At 65.9% G+C, this 15,841-nt stretch carries 18 protein-coding genes; 6 read left to right on the top strand and 12 right to left on the bottom strand.

What is annotated here, in order from left to right:
* Positions 1-34: 34 nt before the first annotated feature.
* Genes ACWEO2_RS30260 through ACWEO2_RS30250 form a run of 3 tightly spaced genes read right to left on the bottom strand, consistent with a single transcriptional unit; the run spans position 35 to position 1,353 of the window.
* On the bottom strand, positions 35-448 hold the full coding sequence (locus tag ACWEO2_RS30260) for an SRPBCC family protein (RefSeq protein WP_452408439.1): 414 nt from the start codon (positions 446-448) through the stop codon (positions 35-37).
* Between the two features lie 24 nt (positions 449-472).
* Positions 473-955: a nuclear transport factor 2 family protein gene (locus tag ACWEO2_RS30255; RefSeq protein ID WP_452408438.1), complete on the bottom strand. Its 483-nt coding sequence runs from the start codon at positions 953-955 to the stop codon at positions 473-475.
* 44 nt (positions 956-999) lie between these two features.
* The gene (locus ACWEO2_RS30250) at positions 1,000-1,353 is read right to left on the bottom strand and encodes a hypothetical protein (RefSeq protein WP_452408437.1); all 354 of its coding nucleotides are present in this window, start codon (positions 1,351-1,353) and stop codon (positions 1,000-1,002) included.
* A 194-nt stretch (positions 1,354-1,547) separates the two neighbouring features.
* Between ACWEO2_RS30250 and ACWEO2_RS30245 the strand changes: the two genes are divergently transcribed.
* Positions 1,548-1,844 (top strand): three-helix bundle dimerization domain-containing protein, encoded by a 297-nt coding sequence (locus tag ACWEO2_RS30245; protein ID WP_452408436.1) that lies wholly within the window; start codon positions 1,548-1,550, stop codon positions 1,842-1,844.
* Here the strand turns inward: ACWEO2_RS30245 and ACWEO2_RS30240 are convergent.
* The 8 genes from ACWEO2_RS30240 to ACWEO2_RS30205 all read right to left on the bottom strand — a co-directional run bounded on the left by ACWEO2_RS30240 (position 1,792) and on the right by ACWEO2_RS30205 (position 8,938).
* Positions 1,792-2,754 (bottom strand): NAD(P)H-dependent flavin oxidoreductase, encoded by a 963-nt coding sequence (locus tag ACWEO2_RS30240; protein ID WP_452408435.1) that lies wholly within the window; start codon positions 2,752-2,754, stop codon positions 1,792-1,794. The two genes, ACWEO2_RS30245 and ACWEO2_RS30240, sit on opposite strands and share 53 nt — an antisense overlap.
* 56 nt (positions 2,755-2,810) lie before the next feature.
* Positions 2,811-3,842: a zinc-binding dehydrogenase gene (locus tag ACWEO2_RS30235; protein ID WP_452408434.1), complete on the bottom strand. Its 1,032-nt coding sequence runs from the start codon at positions 3,840-3,842 to the stop codon at positions 2,811-2,813.
* Entirely contained in the window at positions 3,842-5,047 is a 1,206-nt protein-coding gene (locus ACWEO2_RS30230; protein ID WP_452408433.1) for an LLM class flavin-dependent oxidoreductase, read from the bottom strand. Before ACWEO2_RS30230 ends, ACWEO2_RS30235 begins: the two co-directional genes overlap by 1 nt.
* A 25-nt stretch (positions 5,048-5,072) precedes the next feature.
* On the bottom strand, positions 5,073-5,960 hold the full coding sequence (locus tag ACWEO2_RS30225; protein ID WP_452408540.1) for a VOC family protein: 888 nt from the start codon (positions 5,958-5,960) through the stop codon (positions 5,073-5,075).
* A gap of 13 nt (positions 5,961-5,973) precedes the next feature.
* Positions 5,974-6,984, bottom strand: coding sequence for a 2Fe-2S iron-sulfur cluster-binding protein (locus tag ACWEO2_RS30220; protein WP_452408432.1), 1,011 nt, complete (start codon positions 6,982-6,984; stop codon positions 5,974-5,976).
* Positions 6,981-7,166, bottom strand: a complete 186-nt coding sequence (locus ACWEO2_RS30215) for a hypothetical protein (RefSeq protein WP_354956258.1) — start codon at positions 7,164-7,166, stop codon at positions 6,981-6,983. The genes ACWEO2_RS30220 and ACWEO2_RS30215 overlap by 4 nt, the downstream gene beginning before the upstream one ends.
* A 53-nt stretch (positions 7,167-7,219) precedes the next feature.
* Positions 7,220-8,365 (bottom strand): Rieske 2Fe-2S domain-containing protein, encoded by a 1,146-nt coding sequence (locus tag ACWEO2_RS30210; RefSeq protein WP_452408431.1) that lies wholly within the window; start codon positions 8,363-8,365, stop codon positions 7,220-7,222.
* Between the two features lie 96 nt (positions 8,366-8,461).
* A complete protein-coding gene (locus ACWEO2_RS30205) occupies positions 8,462-8,938 on the bottom strand; it encodes a flavin reductase family protein (RefSeq protein WP_452408430.1) in 477 nt (158 codons plus the stop codon).
* A gap of 239 nt (positions 8,939-9,177) precedes the next feature.
* Here ACWEO2_RS30205 and ACWEO2_RS30200 point away from each other — a divergent pair, with 239 nt between their 5' ends.
* Both ACWEO2_RS30200 and ACWEO2_RS30195 read left to right on the top strand, forming a co-directional pair.
* Complete coding sequence (locus ACWEO2_RS30200) at positions 9,178-10,020, top strand: IclR family transcriptional regulator (RefSeq protein WP_354956263.1); 843 nt, start codon at positions 9,178-9,180, stop codon at positions 10,018-10,020.
* Between the two features lie 68 nt (positions 10,021-10,088).
* Positions 10,089-11,234, top strand: a complete 1,146-nt coding sequence (locus tag ACWEO2_RS30195) for an acyl-CoA dehydrogenase family protein (protein WP_452408429.1) — start codon at positions 10,089-10,091, stop codon at positions 11,232-11,234.
* A gap of 56 nt (positions 11,235-11,290) precedes the next feature.
* On the opposite strand, the gene ACWEO2_RS30190 is transcribed toward ACWEO2_RS30195, so the two are convergent.
* Positions 11,291-12,919 (bottom strand): MFS transporter, encoded by a 1,629-nt coding sequence (locus tag ACWEO2_RS30190; RefSeq protein ID WP_452408428.1) that lies wholly within the window; start codon positions 12,917-12,919, stop codon positions 11,291-11,293.
* Between the two features lie 216 nt (positions 12,920-13,135).
* Between ACWEO2_RS30190 and ACWEO2_RS30185 the strand changes: the two genes are divergently transcribed.
* The 3 genes from ACWEO2_RS30185 (at position 13,136) to ACWEO2_RS30175 (ending at position 15,732) form a co-directional block, all read left to right on the top strand.
* On the top strand, positions 13,136-13,636 hold the full coding sequence (locus ACWEO2_RS30185; RefSeq protein WP_452408427.1) for a hypothetical protein: 501 nt from the start codon (positions 13,136-13,138) through the stop codon (positions 13,634-13,636).
* Positions 13,637-13,763: 127 nt separating this feature from the next.
* Positions 13,764-14,057, top strand: a complete 294-nt coding sequence (locus ACWEO2_RS30180) for a hypothetical protein (RefSeq protein WP_452408426.1) — start codon at positions 13,764-13,766, stop codon at positions 14,055-14,057.
* 526 nt (positions 14,058-14,583) lie between these two features.
* A complete protein-coding gene (locus ACWEO2_RS30175; protein WP_452408425.1) occupies positions 14,584-15,732 on the top strand; it encodes a S8 family serine peptidase in 1,149 nt (382 codons plus the stop codon).
* Positions 15,733-15,841: the final 109 nt, after the last annotated feature.

The raw sequence follows: 15,841 nt of genomic DNA, 5'->3' as shown, positions 1-15,841 counted from the left end.
TTGGGGGGCGCACGGTAGGTGGGGTGGGTGTTTCTCAGGCTGGATGGTGTTGTTCGATGGTTGTCTTCATTACTTGGGCGCCGCGTTCGACTCGTGGACGCACCTGGTCGGCGGCATTGTGGGGCAGCACGTCGGTGACCCAAACCAGGGTGCTGCGACCGTTGTCGGCATCGAGGACCTGGAAGGAGGCGTGGTGGTGGGTGAGTGGCAATTGGAAGCCCTCGACGGCCGAGTAGGCCAGTCTGCGCGCCTCGTCATCGATGGTGACGATCAGTTCGCGGATCACATTGCCGCCGGGCATGGTCAAAAATCTGACGTCGCCATCGATTCGGGTATCGACGACATATTCGGGCAGCAGGCGTTCGTGCACGGCGCCGATATCGCGCAGGGCCGCCCATACGTGCTTCGGGTCGACGTCGATCGAAATTTCATGCCGGATGGTGGCCATAGCGGATCCACCTTATCGGCTGTCTTATTTCGGGGTCCCGGCCGCCCACATGTTGGACAGGAGTTGGTAGCTGGGGGTGTCGGCGAGGGATTGCATCGACTCGTAGATGCGCTGATAGCTCGTCGCGGTGATGCGCCAGCGGCCGTCGCTGTCGCGGCGGTAGCTGTCGGTGTAGTAGCCCGCGCCGCGGATCAGTACGCCGTATTCGGTGGCGATCACGGTGTCCTCGAAAGCCCAAGAGCCTATTGCGGTATCGCCGTCCACGGTGATCTCCGGATGGTTGGCGATATGGGTCGTGACGATGGCGGGCCCGAGGTTCTCGCGCATGAACGCGGTGACGGCGTCACGGCCGTCCAGGGTCAGCGGTGCGCCCATGGCGTGGGTGCCGTAGCGACCGGCGACGTCGACGGCGAGGGTGTCCGCGAAGTCGTCCCATTGCTTGAGATCCAGCGTTCGGAAGTAGCGGTACTTGAGCTGGCGGACGGCTTCGATGGCGTCGAGATCCATCCGTTCAGCTTGGCACTCACGAAGCGGCAAAACAAGAACTTGTTCTAGCCGTCCGACGGAGCCGTCGGCTGTGCGGCCGCGGCCTGTGCGGCAAGGCCGTCCAGGACCGCGATGTGGGCGGATGGCACCTGGATATCCATGAATACCGCGCCCGGCTCGGCGGGGGTGAACGCGAAGCTGAAGAAGGCGCAGCAGCTCGATTCGCGGGCCGCGAGATCTTGCGCGCTCGCCGTGGCCGCGGCGTCGAGTTCGAGTCGGAGCAGGGTCGGCGCCGGGCGCTCGATCTTGCGCAGTGCCGTTGCGAACAGGAGCGCGAACTCACCTACGCGCAATGGCTGTTGTTCGGTGGGCAACGTGCACGCCTCCGGTGCCACCCACATCGGATTCTCGCCGAGCATTCCGACCACCTCCACGAGGCTATTGCGATATGCCAGAACGGTAGCGCGGAATCCGCGCTGAGAAAAGCACCGGATCCGCCCCACAATTGCGGGTGTTCGCGCGGGCGTAGCGGGTATCCGATTGGTGGACGCAGTAGTCGGCGCGCCCCGCTGCGCCCACCGCATCGCAAGTTCATCTTGGCCAGGAGTCCGCCATGACCGAAGGTCGCACCCCGCACGAACACCATGACCCGTCCATTGATCAGCAGCTGGCGCTGCGTACCGCCGCGCGCCGATTGGAGCGCGAATTCGACGAGGTCCCCGACGAAACCGTCGACCAGTGCTTGCGCTCCGCCTATGACCACGTTGCGGACCACGCCACCATCGACAACTTCCTGCCGTTGCTGGCCGAGCGCTACACCCGCGAATGGCTACACGCGATGACCGAGGATGAGCCGACTAACCGCAGCGCCCCGCGGCACGCCGAATCACCTGCTCGGCGTCGCCGCTGATCCGGCCCACCAGATCGGCGGCCGACTCCAGGCCGTCGATCAGGCCGACCGCCTCGCCCGCCCAGGTCGGCAGACAGTCCAGGTCGCCCCGCTCGGCCGCGTCTCGATACCGCTGTCGCGCAACCGAATCGGCCGCGAGTTCGGCTTCGCGGCCGTGCCACTCGTCGAGGAAGCTATTGCGCAGCGTGCGGGCGGTGTATTCGGCGGGCCACGGGGATTCGCGCGCGATGTCGATGATCCGGTTGCGTTCGGTGTCACCCGCATCGGCCTCGACGATAGCCTTTGCCTGTTCGGCGGATATCAGGGCTTCGGGTGTGGCCTCGAAGCGCGTCCCGATCAGCGCACCGGCCGCACCCAGCACGAGTGCGGCGGCCAGCCCGCGACCGTCGGCTATGCCGCCCGCGGCGAGTACCGGCACCGTCCCCGCCAGATCCACGACGGCTGGTACGAACGGCAGCGTGCCGCGCGCGCCGCCGTGTCCGCCCGCCTCGCCGCCCTGTGCGACCAGGACATGCGCGCCCGCGTCGAGGGCGCGGGCGGCCTCATCCGTGGTGGTCACCTGGACGAGCAGGCGAATATCGGCCGCCAGTACGGCATCCGCGTACGGTGTGGGATCGCCGAAGGACAACATGATCGCCGCCGGGCGGCGCTCTACTACTCGCAGTACGGCATTCAGATCGGTTGCCCAGCTCAATAACCCGACGCCCCAGGGCTTTTCGGTGCGGGCCGCGAGCACCCCGCATTCCCGATCGAGCAGGTCCGGATCGCCGCCACCGGCGCCGATCAGGCCGAATCCGCCGCCCTCGGAAACCGCCGCGGCCAACTCGCCGCCCGCCACCCCGCCCATCGGGGCCAGCATGACCGGGTGCTCGATGCCGAACATCTCGGTGAGATCGGTACGCAATGCCATGACCAGCCCCTTCGTCGCCCTCGACCGCCGTCCTCGACGATACGGCCCCGGGGCGGTCAGAGATCCGGTCGCACCAGGATCTGAATGTGATCGTCCGGATTGCGCAGTGCGTCGATGGCACCGGCGACGCCGCTCAGCCCGACCTGATCGGTAATGAGCGAGGCGGCATCGATGGTGCCGTCGGCGATGCGGTGCAGGGTCTTCGCGTACTCCTCATGCGGGTAGACCATGCACATCTGCAGCGAGATGTCCTTGTAGATGCCGACGATCGGGCGGATGACATCATCGGTCATCACCGCGCCGACCTGGAGAATCGTGGTCAGGCGCGGGACCTTGTACATCAGCTCGTTGATCATGCCGGGGACCGCGGCACAGACCCAGACGTGCAGGAGCTGGCCGGGGGATGCGGCCTCCCGCCAGACCTCGATCGGATCTGCGACAGCGGGGTCGACAACGCGGTGCGCGCCGAGCCGCAATGCGGTATCGCGCCGCAGCTTCGACGGATCGGAGGCGACAATCGGGGCCACCCCGCGCTCGGCCAGCGCGGCGACCGCACCCAAACCCACCGGGCCGCAACCGATCACGATGCCGGAGCCGCCGGGCCCGATCCCGGTGCGCACGACATTGCCGAAGCCGACGGCGAGCGGTTCGGTGAGCGCCGCGACGTGCGGTGCGACCGAATCCGGAATCGGCTCCAACGCCATGGCCTGCAACACCATGCGTTCGCCGTAGCCGCCCGGGAATTCATTGGAGAACCCGACACCGTGGATCTGGCCCGCATGATCGATGGCCCATGGCAGGGCCACCACCAGCTGTCCCTCGGTATGCGGGGTATCCGGTCCGGCCGAGACCACTCGTGCCGCGATTTCGTGACCCATGACGACATCGCGATCGGGATCGAATTGGAAAGTGGGGACACCACTGTCGCGGGAGGCCTGCAGGAATTCGTCCGTGTAGTCCAGGGCCTGCTTATCGGATCCGCAGATACCGCAGGAAATCGTCTCGACCAGGACCTGGCCGGGTCCGGGCACGGGCTCGGGCACCTCGTCGACGACCAGTGCACCGGCCCGCATCACCACCGCGCGCATCAGTTGGCCTCCTCGGTGCCCAGTGCGGAAGCCAAGGTCTGGCCGTACTTCTCGAAGGCACTCTGAATGCCAGCAGTCAGGCCGCCGATCATCCGTTCGCTATTGGCATGGGCCCACTCCAGCGAGGCGGTGCGATTGCGGTTGGCCCGGGTGAAATGCGGGATCACCTGTTCGGCGAAGAGTCGGGCCGAACGCTGGGTGGCGTCCCAGTCCGCGATATTCAGTCCGAGCAGCAGGAAGGTGCCGAAGCCGCCGGACTGTTCGGCGAGTTTCTCGATGGTCGCGATGGCATCGTCGGGGGTACCGATGGTGGCGCGGCCGAAGGCCGGGAACCCTGCACCGGTCCACTGTTCGACGGCGGCGCGGGCCGAGGTATTCCACGGCGCGCTGCGGCCGCTGAGTTTTTCGATGTAGTCGACGAGATGTCCGACGCCCCATTCGGCTTCGCGCATCGCCTGTTCGCGGGTTTCGGCGATGTGTATCGGCGCGACCAGCCGCCATTTGGCGCGATCGACGGTATGGCCGTGTTCGGCCATGGTCTTCTCATAGACCTGCCAATTCGGCAGCAGCGCATCGTATCCGCCGGGATCGGAGGCCGCCAGGGACAGCAGACCGGCGCCGTGCCGTCCGGCCAGCACCGCGCCGGACGGTGAAATCGTCGAGGCCACCGCCATTTCCAGACCGTCGACCTGATAGGGCAGCAGTTGCAGGCGGGCCTCGCTCAGGTGATACCAGTCGCTTTCGGCGGTCACCGTCTCACCGCGCAGCAGGCGGACCAGCACGTCCATGGATTCGTGCATCATGTCGCGCTGGCGGACCGGATCGATGCCCATCATGGCGGCATCGGTGGCCAGCTGACCGGGGCCGACGCCCATCATGGTGCGGCCCATGGTCAGGTGATCCAGCAGGCAGATGCGGTCGGCGAGCATCATCGGCTGGTGGTAGGGCAGGGAGTTCACACCGGTGCCCAGACGGATGCGGCTGGTCCGCTGGGCCGCGGCGGCGAGGAATACCTCGGGTGCGGCGATGATCTCCAGTCCGGCCGAATGATGTTCGCCGACCCAGGCCTCGGCGAAGCCGAGTCGGTCGGCCAGCTCCACCAGTCCGAGGTCGCGCTGGAGTTGCAGGGTCGGGTTGCCGGTGAGCGGATGGTATGGGGCGATGAAGAATCCGAACCTGGTGGGGCCGAACTGGTTGTCGCTCATTCAATTGTCCTTACATGCGGTGGGTTCAGCTGCGGTCCCAGTCGTGACCCCAATAGCTGTCGGCCGTCATTTCTTCTGCGGTGTAGGTGGTTTCGTCCACCAGCACACCCTCGGTGCCGAATTCGAGATCCCAGCCGCCCGGCGTACGGACGTAGAAGGAGATCATCTTGTCGTTGGTGTGGCGGCCCAGCGTGGAGGACAGGTGGTATCCGGCCTTGTTCACCCGATCCAGGGCACGGCCGACATCATCGAGACGGTCGACCTCGACCATGATGTGCACCAGGCCAGAGCCCTCCTTACCGCCGGAGGGGATCAGCGCCAGGCTGTGGTGGCGCTGATTCACACCGAGGAAGCGGATGCGCACCGGACCGTACTCGGGCGGCGTCGGCAGCCGGAACGCGCCGCGCGGCAGGAAACCGAGGACGTCGGTGTAGAAACGGAACGCGTCGTCGAGGTCGGGCACCGGCAGCACCACGTGGCCGAGACCGAGACCCTCGGTGACGAAACGGTTTCCGTGTTTGCCGACGACGGGGCTGTGGTCGAGGACCGGGCCGTGGAAGATCTCGATGGTGGTGCCGGAGGGATCGCGGAAGGTGATCGCCTCCTCCACGCTGCGGGCATCCGCCTCGGCCACGGTGAGTGCGGCGACTTCGATTCCGGCCTGCGCCACCGCCTCTCGTGCCTCGGCGAGCGCGCGGTGGTCGCGCACCTCCCAGCCGATGGCGAGCACCTTGTCGGTCTCGCCCGGCACCAGGACCAGGCGCGCGACGTGCTCGTCCATGCGCAGGTAGATCGCGTCCGGATCCGGACCGGTACCCTCGGCGAAGCCGATCACATCGAAGGCGAAGGTGCGCCAGGCCGCCGGATCGGCGACCGCGACCTTCACATAGCCGAGCGAGCTGATAATGCCCATAGGGGTGTTCTCCTCATTCATAGGTGATCCGGACCGTGTCGGTTACCGGCACCGCCTGGCAGGCCAGCACATAGCCGTCGGCCAGGTCCTCGCGTTCCAGTACTTCGTTGCGCAGCAGCTTCACTTCGCCGTCGACGACCCGGCAGACACATGCGCTACAGGCGCCCGCACGGCAGGAGTACGGTGCTTCGACGCCGCGGGCGAGCAGTAGATCGAGCAGCACTGTATTACGTGGCCACGGGAATTCGTTGGTAGTGCCGTCGAGTTCGACCTCGACGAGCGCGGCGTCGCCGGTGTCGTCGTCGACCTCGGCGAAGGGGTCGCCCGATAGCGAAACGAACTTCTCGACATGCACGCGGGTGCGGTCCATGCCGAGATTGCCGGACGCCTCGACCACGGCGTCCATGAAGGGCACCGGGCCGCAGACGAATACCTCGCGGTCCGACCACGGCGCGACCAGGGTGGTCAGTGTGCGCACCGACGGCAAGCCCTGTACGGACTCGAGCCAATGCAGCACGACCAGGCGATCCGGGTAGGCGGCGGTCAGCGACCGCAGTTCGTCGGCGAAGATCACCGAGTCATCGTCGCGGTTGGCATAGATCAGGGTGCAACGTCCGGACCCCTGCGCCAGCGCCGATTTCAGGATGGACAGCACCGGCGTGATCCCGCTACCCGCCGCGAGCAGCAGCAGATCGGTGTCGAGCGAGTCGGGCGTAAAGACTCCCGCGGGCGCCAGACTATCGATGGTCATGCCCGCGACGGCGTTATCGCACAGCCAGTTCGAACCGTAGCCGCCCTCGGTCCGTTTGACGGTGACCTTGAGTGGCCCATCCTCGTGCGGTGCGCTGGACAGCGAGTACGAGCGGGCCACCGAACCGGTTCGCGCACTGGGGATCCGCAGTGTCAGGAACTGGCCGGGGCGATAGGGCAGTGGCCGACCCGATTCGGCGACCAGTTCCAGCGATACCGCGTCGTGGGTTTCGGCGATCACGCGAACCACCCGCAGCGTTTCCGCCGTGCTCACAGCAGATCCCGATCACGCGTGGTCAACCCGACTTCGCCCGAGGTGACGGCCTTTTCGATACTGTCGCGCAAGGCCGCGCAGCCGCGCACCGGCCCGCCGCCATCGCGGGCGAACTCGGCACAGTGCGCGCGAGCGGCGGAACTCCACTGCACACTCGTATGCGCGGGGCTGAATTTGACCACGGACACCTGGTTTCGACAGGCGTGGCAGGTGACGCAATCCATCACTGGTCCGTTCAGGCGTCCGCGCGTTGGGCGGCCAGATTCTCGGCGACCTCGGCCTCCCACGCGGTGATCGCGCGGGTGGTGTCGACCTCGAATTCGAAGCGGTCGGTCATCTTCGGCTCCACCTCGGCGATATCGGTATAGAACTGCTCGTACCAGCGCCGCAGCTGATAGACCGGTCCGTCCTCCTCACACAACAGCGGATTGTCGATGCGGGTCTTGCGCTCCCAGATCGCCACATCCTGTTCGAAACCGCGGCCGAGTCCATTGGCGAAGCGCACCGCCATCGCCTCGGCCTCATCGGCCGAGAGGCCGGGCAGCTTCTTCACGATCGCGCCGTATTGCAGCACGAACTTGGTGGGCGAGACCGGGTAGTGGCAGTTGATCAGCACGGATTCGACTGTCTGCCCATTGGATTCGTTGACCAGGTAATCGATCATGTAGGAAGGGCCGAAGTAGTGCGCCTCCGAATGCAGCGTGTTCTGGCCGCCCGCTTCCTTGGCCAGTTCACCCTGCATATCCTCGCGGCCTATCGAGGTCATGTACTGACTGGCGATGTGCCCCTCGAAGACGTTCTTGAAGTAGGTCGGGAAGGCGTAGTGCACATAGAAGAAATGCGCCATATCCACGACGTTGTCGATGACCTCGCGACAGTTCGCACCCTCGATGGTGATCTGATTCCAGGTCCAGTCGCTCCACTCGTCGCTGAACGCGCCCTCGATCCGGGGAATCGCGACATCCGCGGGCGGTGGATTGCCCTCCGGATCGTTCCAGACGAACAGCTGCTTGTTCTGCTCCATCGTGACCCAGGACTTGGTACGGGCCAGCGGGGGCACCCGGCGGGCATAGGGGATCGCGGCGCAGCGGCCATTGCCCTTCCAGCGCCAGTCGTGGAACGGGCAGGCGATGGTGTCGCCCTTGATGGTGCCGTCGCCGAGGTTGCCACCCATATGCCTGCAGTAGGCGTCGAGCACATGCAGCGTGCCGTCCTCGCCCGCGAACACCACCAGTTCGGTGCCGAAGATTTCGATGGTGTGCGGTTTACTGTCGCGGAAGCTGTCGGCAAGGCCGATGCAGTGCCAGCCGCGGGCGTATCGGGTCGGCGGGGCGCCGGTGTCGATCACGCGCACCTGGTCGTCGGTGTTCGCCGGGCTCATTGGTCCTCCACGTTCGTCGTCCGTGTCGTTGTGCTTCGATGGTTCGGCGGTGTCCGCCGTTGCCGAAAGGTGGCGTCCCACTGGTCGGGAGCGAGCTCAAACGCTGGTAAGGCGCTCGAATCCGGAGCGGTAGAACAGCAGCGGGTCGGCCTCACGGTCCGCCCCGAGCGCGGTGACATTGCCGATGACGATGGTGTGATCGCCGCCGTCGAGTTCGCCGCCGAGTTCGCAATCGATCCACGCGATCGATCCGGCCAGCAGCGGTGAGCCATTGGGGGACGGCTGCCAATCGAGGCCGTCGAATTTGTCGGCACCGCTGCGACCGAGCTGTCTGCACACATCCTCCTGATCCGCGGCGAGCACGTTTACGCAGAACTTGCGGGCGGTCCGGATGCGCGGCCAGGTGGTGGAGGTCCTGGCCGGGAACAGGGCCACCGCGGGCGGATCGAGGGACAGTGCGGAGAAGGACTGGCAGGCGAACCCGATGGGTTCGGCGCCGTCCAGGGCGGTGATCGCGGTGACTCCGGTGGCGAACCGGCCGAGGACGGCCTTGAAGTCGAGCACGACGGCCATGGCGCTCCTATTTCGACTAGAAATATTCCGTTTCGCCATGAAGGTAAGCGGCGCGCTCGGTGGGCTGTCAATAACGGATTCCGGCTACCGAGAAGATCCGTAGCGATCTCCGTAGTTTTCGGGATTCCGGGTTGTCCGCGCGACGGCACTGTGATGGGGGACACGAACAGGTATGCCGAAAACGGACATGCCTAATCGAAATACTCTAAGCTAGATGCGCTACACAATGGAGGTGCGCCATGACGGTCGAGGTGCTGACCGGCCCGCAGTCCGAACAGCTGTTGTCGGGTTCGGGTCGACCGACCACCCGGCCCGCGCAGACGCCGGTATCCATGATCGAGCGGATGACGCTGATCCTAGACGCTTTCGACGGTTCGACACCGACCCTGACGCTACTCGGCCTCGCCGAACGCACCGGCCTGCCCCGATCCACCGTGCACCGGATTCTGGACCAGATGATCCGGCTGCGCTGGTTGGCGCACGCGCCCGGCGGTTACCGACTCGGCATGCGTCCGCTCGAGCTGGGCGGACTCGCCGCCGACCACAACGAGATTCGCGATGTGGTGAGTCCACTGCTGCACGATCTGTGTCAGCGGACCGGCATGGTCGGCCATCTCGGCGTGCTCGACGGGCGCGAGGTGCTATACCTGGACAAGGCCGGTGGCCGGGTTACCGCCAGCATCCCGACCCGCCTCGGCGGGCGGATGCCAGCGCACACCACGGCTCTCGGCAAGGCGCTGCTGGCCTCGCTGGAGCCGAGCATTGTCGAGACATCCTTCCGGGACCGGCTGCCACAGCTGACGCCGCGCACCATCTGCGACAAGGCGGAACTGCATCGTGAGCTGACCAGGATCCGGCACCGGCAGGGTGTTGCCCTGGACAACGAGGAATCGATCACCGGGATCGCCTGCGTGGCCGTGCCGATTCGGGGCCGGGGGGCCGCCGTGGGGGCGCTGTCGCTGTCCGGCCAAATCGGCGGGGAGCGAACGGCTCTGGATACCGCCCGGTTGGCGCGCGTCCTGGTCGAGGTGGCGCATGAGGCGGGGCGCGCACTGTTTCCGCGCCACGCGCGCTGGCGGTGATCATTCGGCCGTCTTAGGCGGCGGGCTCGGCTAGCGTCGCCAGTGGGGGCCTCGGTGAGGAGGGCGACGTGATCTACAGCGATGAGCATCAGGAATTCCGTGCGCTGGTGCGGCGGTATATCGGGCAGAAGATCAATCCGCATGTCGATGAGTGGGAACGCGCCGAGTGGATGCCGTTGCACGAGATCTTCGCGGATATGGCGAAACTCGGGATGCTCGGGCTGGAATACGATCCGGCCTACGGTGGCCAGGGTGCGGACCACCTGTTCACGGTGGTGCTGTGTCAGGAACTCGGCCGGGTCGCGCACGGATCGTTCCCGATGGCGCTCGGCGTGCACGTCGCGATGGCGACGCCGTCATTGCACGCGCACGGCAGTACCGAACTCAAACAGGAGTTTCTCGCGCCCGCCATGCGTGGCGAGCTGGTCTGCGGTGTCGCGGTCACCGAACCGGAGGCCGGTTCGGATGTGGCGGGCATCCGGACGCACGCCCGTCGCGACGGTGCCGACTGGGTGATCAATGGCTCGAAGATGTTCATTACCAACGCCCTTCAGGCCGACTGGCTGTGCACCTTGGTGCGCACCTCCGACGAGGGCGGCTACCGCGGCATCAGCCAGATCATCATTCCCACCGGAACTCCTGGATTCCGGGTCGACCGCAAACTCGACAAGCTCGGTATGCGCGCCTCCGATACCGGTCTGCTCACCCTCGACAATGTCCGAGTTCCCGTGCGCAACACCATCGGTGAGATCGGGCGCGGCTTCCAGCAGCAGATGTCGCAGTTCGTGATGGAGCGAATGTTCGCCTCCTACAGCGTGCCCATCACCTGCGCACTCGAACTGGAACTGACCCGCGACTATGCCCGGCAGCGGAAAGTGTTCGGCCACCCGCTGACCGCGAACCAGTATCTGCAATACACCTACGCCGAACTCGCCGCCCGCGTCGATATGCTGCGCGTCTATACCGAGACCACCGCCCAGTCCTATATGGCGGGCACCGATGTCACCCGCATGGCCACGATCTGCAAACTGGAAGCTGCCCGCCTCGGCCGCCGGGTGGCGGACTGGTGCCTGCAGATCCACGGTGGCATGGGATATATGGAGGAAACCTGGACCTCGCGCGCCTTCCGTGACAGCCGCCTGCTCAGCATCGGCGGCGGTGCCGACGAGGTCATGCTCCGCGTGTTGTCCATGATGGACGGCTTCACCGACTGACCGGCGCACGAAAACGGGCCGGAACCAGACGGTCCCGGCCCGCTGTCCGCGTCGTGTCAGTGGGCGGTGCCGCCGGTGGCGGGGGTGCGGCCGTGGCGCATGACGAGGGCGATCAGCAGGGCGATCACCGAGGCGCCCGCCGCGAACCAGAAGCCCATTTCGTAGCCATGGTCGGCAAAGACCTGCGGGATGACAGATCCTTGTGCGGGCTGACCGGCGACGCTCACCTGCGCGGTGATCGGACTGGCGTTGAGGTAGGCGGTGACAATGGCCAAGCCGATGGCGACGCCCATGGATTGCATGACGCCGAGCATGCCGAGGCTGATGCCCTGCTGTTCCTGTGGCACGGCCTCGACCATGAGAATGGGCATGGACGCGTAGTAGAAACCGAATCCGATGCCGAATGCGGCACTCACCCACAGGAATACGACCCAGGTGTGGGGCAGGACGGCGTAGCCGACGCCCGCGCCGACGAACAGCATGAGCGCGAAGACCAACGGCAGCCGGGCCCCGATCTTACGGGCCAGCGCACCGGCCAGGGCGCCGCAGATCATGGCGAGTACGGACTGCAACAATGCGACTCGGACGGCGAATTGCAAAAGGGTGAAGCCATTTCCGTAGCTGTATCCGGGATCCAGTAGCACCTGGACCATCGCGGGCGGCATCGACTGACCGGTCTGCTGCTGGATCTGCGCGAGGGTGGCCTGCTGGACACCGGCGGCCACGGTATCGGAGTCCGGGGTCTGGGTCATATAGCCCAGTGCGTAGGACTGGACGCCGATGAGGAACGACGCGAACAGCGCACCGCCGAGGACCAGCGCCACCCGCGGATGGAACAGCAGTTTCATATCCATGATCGGCCGGGTGACGCGCAACTCGACCACGACGAACAACACCAGCAACGCGATGCCGCCGAACAGCCAGGCCAGCGTGAGCGGTTCGCGCCAACCCCAGTCCTGGCCCTTGTCCAGGTAGATCAGCGTCAACGCGGCCCCGGCCGACAGCAGTACCGCACCGAACACATCGATGCGCTCGCTGACCCGCAACTTCGATTCGGGCACCACGATCCACACCAGCGGCAGCATCAGCAGTGTGAATCCGGCCAGCACCCAGAAGATCGCGCGCCAGCTGTAGTTGTCGACGAGGTATCCGCCGAGCAGCGGCCCGCCGACCGCGGACAGTCCGAGCCCGGTCGCGGTGACACCGAGGCCGAGCGGAACATATTTGCGCGGCAGTAGATCTCGGATCAATCCATAGGCGATGACCGCGGTGGCGATCGCGGTCGCCTGCAATCCGCGCCCGATCAGGAACAGCCCCCAGGAGCTGGTGACCGCGTCGATCGCGCATCCGATCATGAAGAGCACACCGCAGACCAGGAACATCCGCTTCTTGCCCCAGACATCGCTCATCTTGCCGATGAGCGGGGACGCGGCGGCGCCGATGAGGCCGAAGACGATAATGGCCCAGTTGATATTGGCGCCGACGCCGGGGAAGGTCGGTGCGATCTTCTGCAGTGCGGCCGCGACGATCGTGTACTGCATCGGGGCGACCTCGGTGAACGCCACGATGACCGCGAGAACGGCGAATATCCTGGCGGGCGATGCGCCGTCGAGTCGGCCAGTATCAGCGGATTCGATTGCGCCGCTGGGTCTTTCAGCGGCGGTATCTTTGGAAATGGTGGACATGAATCGGGCTCCGCAGTTCGGGAACGACCTGGTGGTGTTCGATGGTGATGATTTGTGAAACCTGTCACAAAGCGTTGTCGGTCGTATCTTTCGAATCCCACTGAACGGGATGTCTCAACCGGAGTGGCCCATGCACGCCGGGCCGGGCGCAACCTCGTTCAGGTCAGTGACGCAGGAATTCTGTCCATTGGGCTCTCGGGCGGATACGCACTGTCAGTGCACAACACCGCAAGCGCGGCGACCAAGGCGGTGTTCGGGGGCGAGGGCGAACCGGTGCTCGCTGCCCTGGACAACCTGGCCGGCATGATCGCTCCGCAGTGCACCCGCGTGCTGGCTCGACTGTGCGAGCGGCGCATTCCGTGCGGTCCTGGTGCCGCCACTGCCCCGCTGACTATGTTCGTACCCGTCTACGAGTGCATGGGGCAGGAGATCGCGATGCTGGTGAACGTGGAGTGGCGTCAAGTGGTGGAATCAGCGTCGGCCGGGACGCTCTCGAGGTTTCGTCAGGAATTCGCCGAGCGGGTGTGGTCGGATCCTGATGATATTGCGTTCGCAACCGGGGTGTGTTCGATCTCGAGGAGTCACAGAGCACCGGCCAATGATGACAGTGGCGGTTCCCAGCCAGTTGACGCACCGCTGCTCACGACTCGTCCCCTCCATCACCGTTTTCGAGCATACAGTCGAATCCCGCAGCAAGACAGACGGAGAGCGGCGTGAACGCACGCCGACCGGCGCGCGTTCGCCTGCTCGAGTTCCTGCGCCCCATGCACCAAGGCGCTGGCACGAATCTGAGCCGACCTCGCGGCACCGGGTCTTCGTCGGTGCCCGTGCCCACGATCCGGCCGTGACCGATATCGTTCCGGCCGAGGCGCGCGGGCCGGCGGATCTCGCATTGGCGGATCCGCTGGACGCGGCCGCCGCCGACTACGACCGCCCGATCCAGAATACCGAGGAGGCTTACCGGGTCGACTGGCGCGCGTGGCTGCGATTCCTCGAGGATCTGAATTCCACTCTGGCCGAGGACGATCCGCACGGGGCGCCGGTCCCACCGACCACCTGCCAGGCGCATCGACGCTGCGCCTGCCAGCGTCGACAGCGCCACCACGTGAGCAGCCGTGCTCTCAGCACAAACGGCTGAAATACCAAGGGTATCAGCGGAATCAACGACAAGGCGACGCCGCGACCAATCCGGCCGATAGCTAGAATCGGCTCGGTGCGCGCCGGACGGCCGGCCGCTCACCGTGCCAGGTTCGCAGCAGTCCGTGCCGGCCACCATCATCCATCATCGTGAACGTCTCGAAAGCCGGTGCGGTGAAACACATCCGGAACTTGGCCAGGACACGGATAAGGGTGCCCGGTAAAGTCGGGGCCCAGAGTATCGGCGGAACACTCCATCGTAGCGATGAGTCGTACCTGCACCGCCGATGCTCCGGAGCCGGCGCGAACGGCGCGGCCTGCGGCCGGGCGCATCGCCGGGTCCGGCGAAATGATGCCGCCGATGCACCCTGGCCACGGCCAGGGCGAGAAGGAGCGCGAACGTTCACGTGGCTGCGGCACGACGACGACATCTGGGACGGCAGTCTCGAGACCGACGAGTCAATCGAGGTGAGTCGGTGCGACGAGTGATGCGATCAGCGCTTGCGGTTTTGGCGAGCTGTGTCCTCATGACGCCCCTCGGCAGTCCCGCCGAAGCGACCCCTGGGCCGCACTCGGAAGAGTGGTGGTTCGATTCCTTCGCCATCGAGAGCATCGTCTGGCCGCTGACGAAGGGCGCAGGCGTCACGGTTGCCGTATTGGACACCGGCGTGAACGCGGATCTGCCCGAGTTCAACGGTGTGGTGCTGCCCGGTGCCGATTTCAACGGGACCGGGACGGACGGCAGGCAGGATACTGATCCGGAGAGCGGCCACGGCACCGGCATGGCGAGTCTGATTGCCGCGCAAGGCGGGGGACCGACCAACTGGGTGGGGATCGCCCCTGAAGCGCGGATCCTTTCAGTCGTCGACCGAGAAACGTCACCCGACGTAGAAGCCCGGTCCATTCGTTATGCGGTAGACCATGGGGCGAAGGTCGTCAGCATGTCGCACGCCGACATCGCGACCGCCTACCCCGATCATTGCCCTCCCCAGGTTCTCGATGCGGTCGCATACGCGGCGAAGAAGGATGCCGTTCTCGTTGCCAGCGCCGGGAATGACGGCGACGGCGGTAACGACCCTCAATATCCGGCCGCATGTCCCGGCGTCGTAGCGGTCGGCGCGTACGACCACCAGGGCGATCCGTGGGAGAAGACACAGCGGCAGGACTACGTCACGGTCGCCGGGCCGGGCGTCGACGTCGGGTCGATCGGCAAGGACGGCCGGCTTTACCACCACGGGTACGGGACCAGCCAGGCGACGGCGCTCGTAGCGGGTGCGGTGGCCTTGATCCGCTCGAAGTTCCCTGACGAATCCGCACGACGGATCGTGCAGCGGATCACGGCGACGGTCACCGACGTGGGCCCTTCCGGCAGGGACGATCAGACGGGCTACGGAGCCCTTAGTCTGCGTAATGCGTTGCGGCAGAGCGTTCCGACCACCGCGCCCAACCCGGTCTACGAACGCCTGGACAAGGCCCTCGCCGCGCAGGGCACGACACCGAGCGCCGGCCCGAGCGCACCCGCTGCGTCGCATACAAATGGCTCGTCGCCGCTTTCCACCGTCGTGACCTTCGTCGTCGTTTTCGCGACCATCATCCTGGGCATCGTGATCGCCGCCGTTATCAAGAGCCGCCGTCGGCCGCCGTCGCGTGTTACGCCGACCCCGAAAATCCCGTGACGACTCGCGGGGACCTATGCGGCGACGGTCGCGAGGCGGAGGTGATCCTCGATATCGGCGGGTGAGCCGGTGTAGTGGAGAGTGTGCAGGCCGAGGCGAGCGGCGGCTT

This window comes from Nocardia sp. NPDC004278 (assembly GCF_053602975.1).
This window is presented reverse-complemented; position numbering and strand designations above follow the sequence as displayed.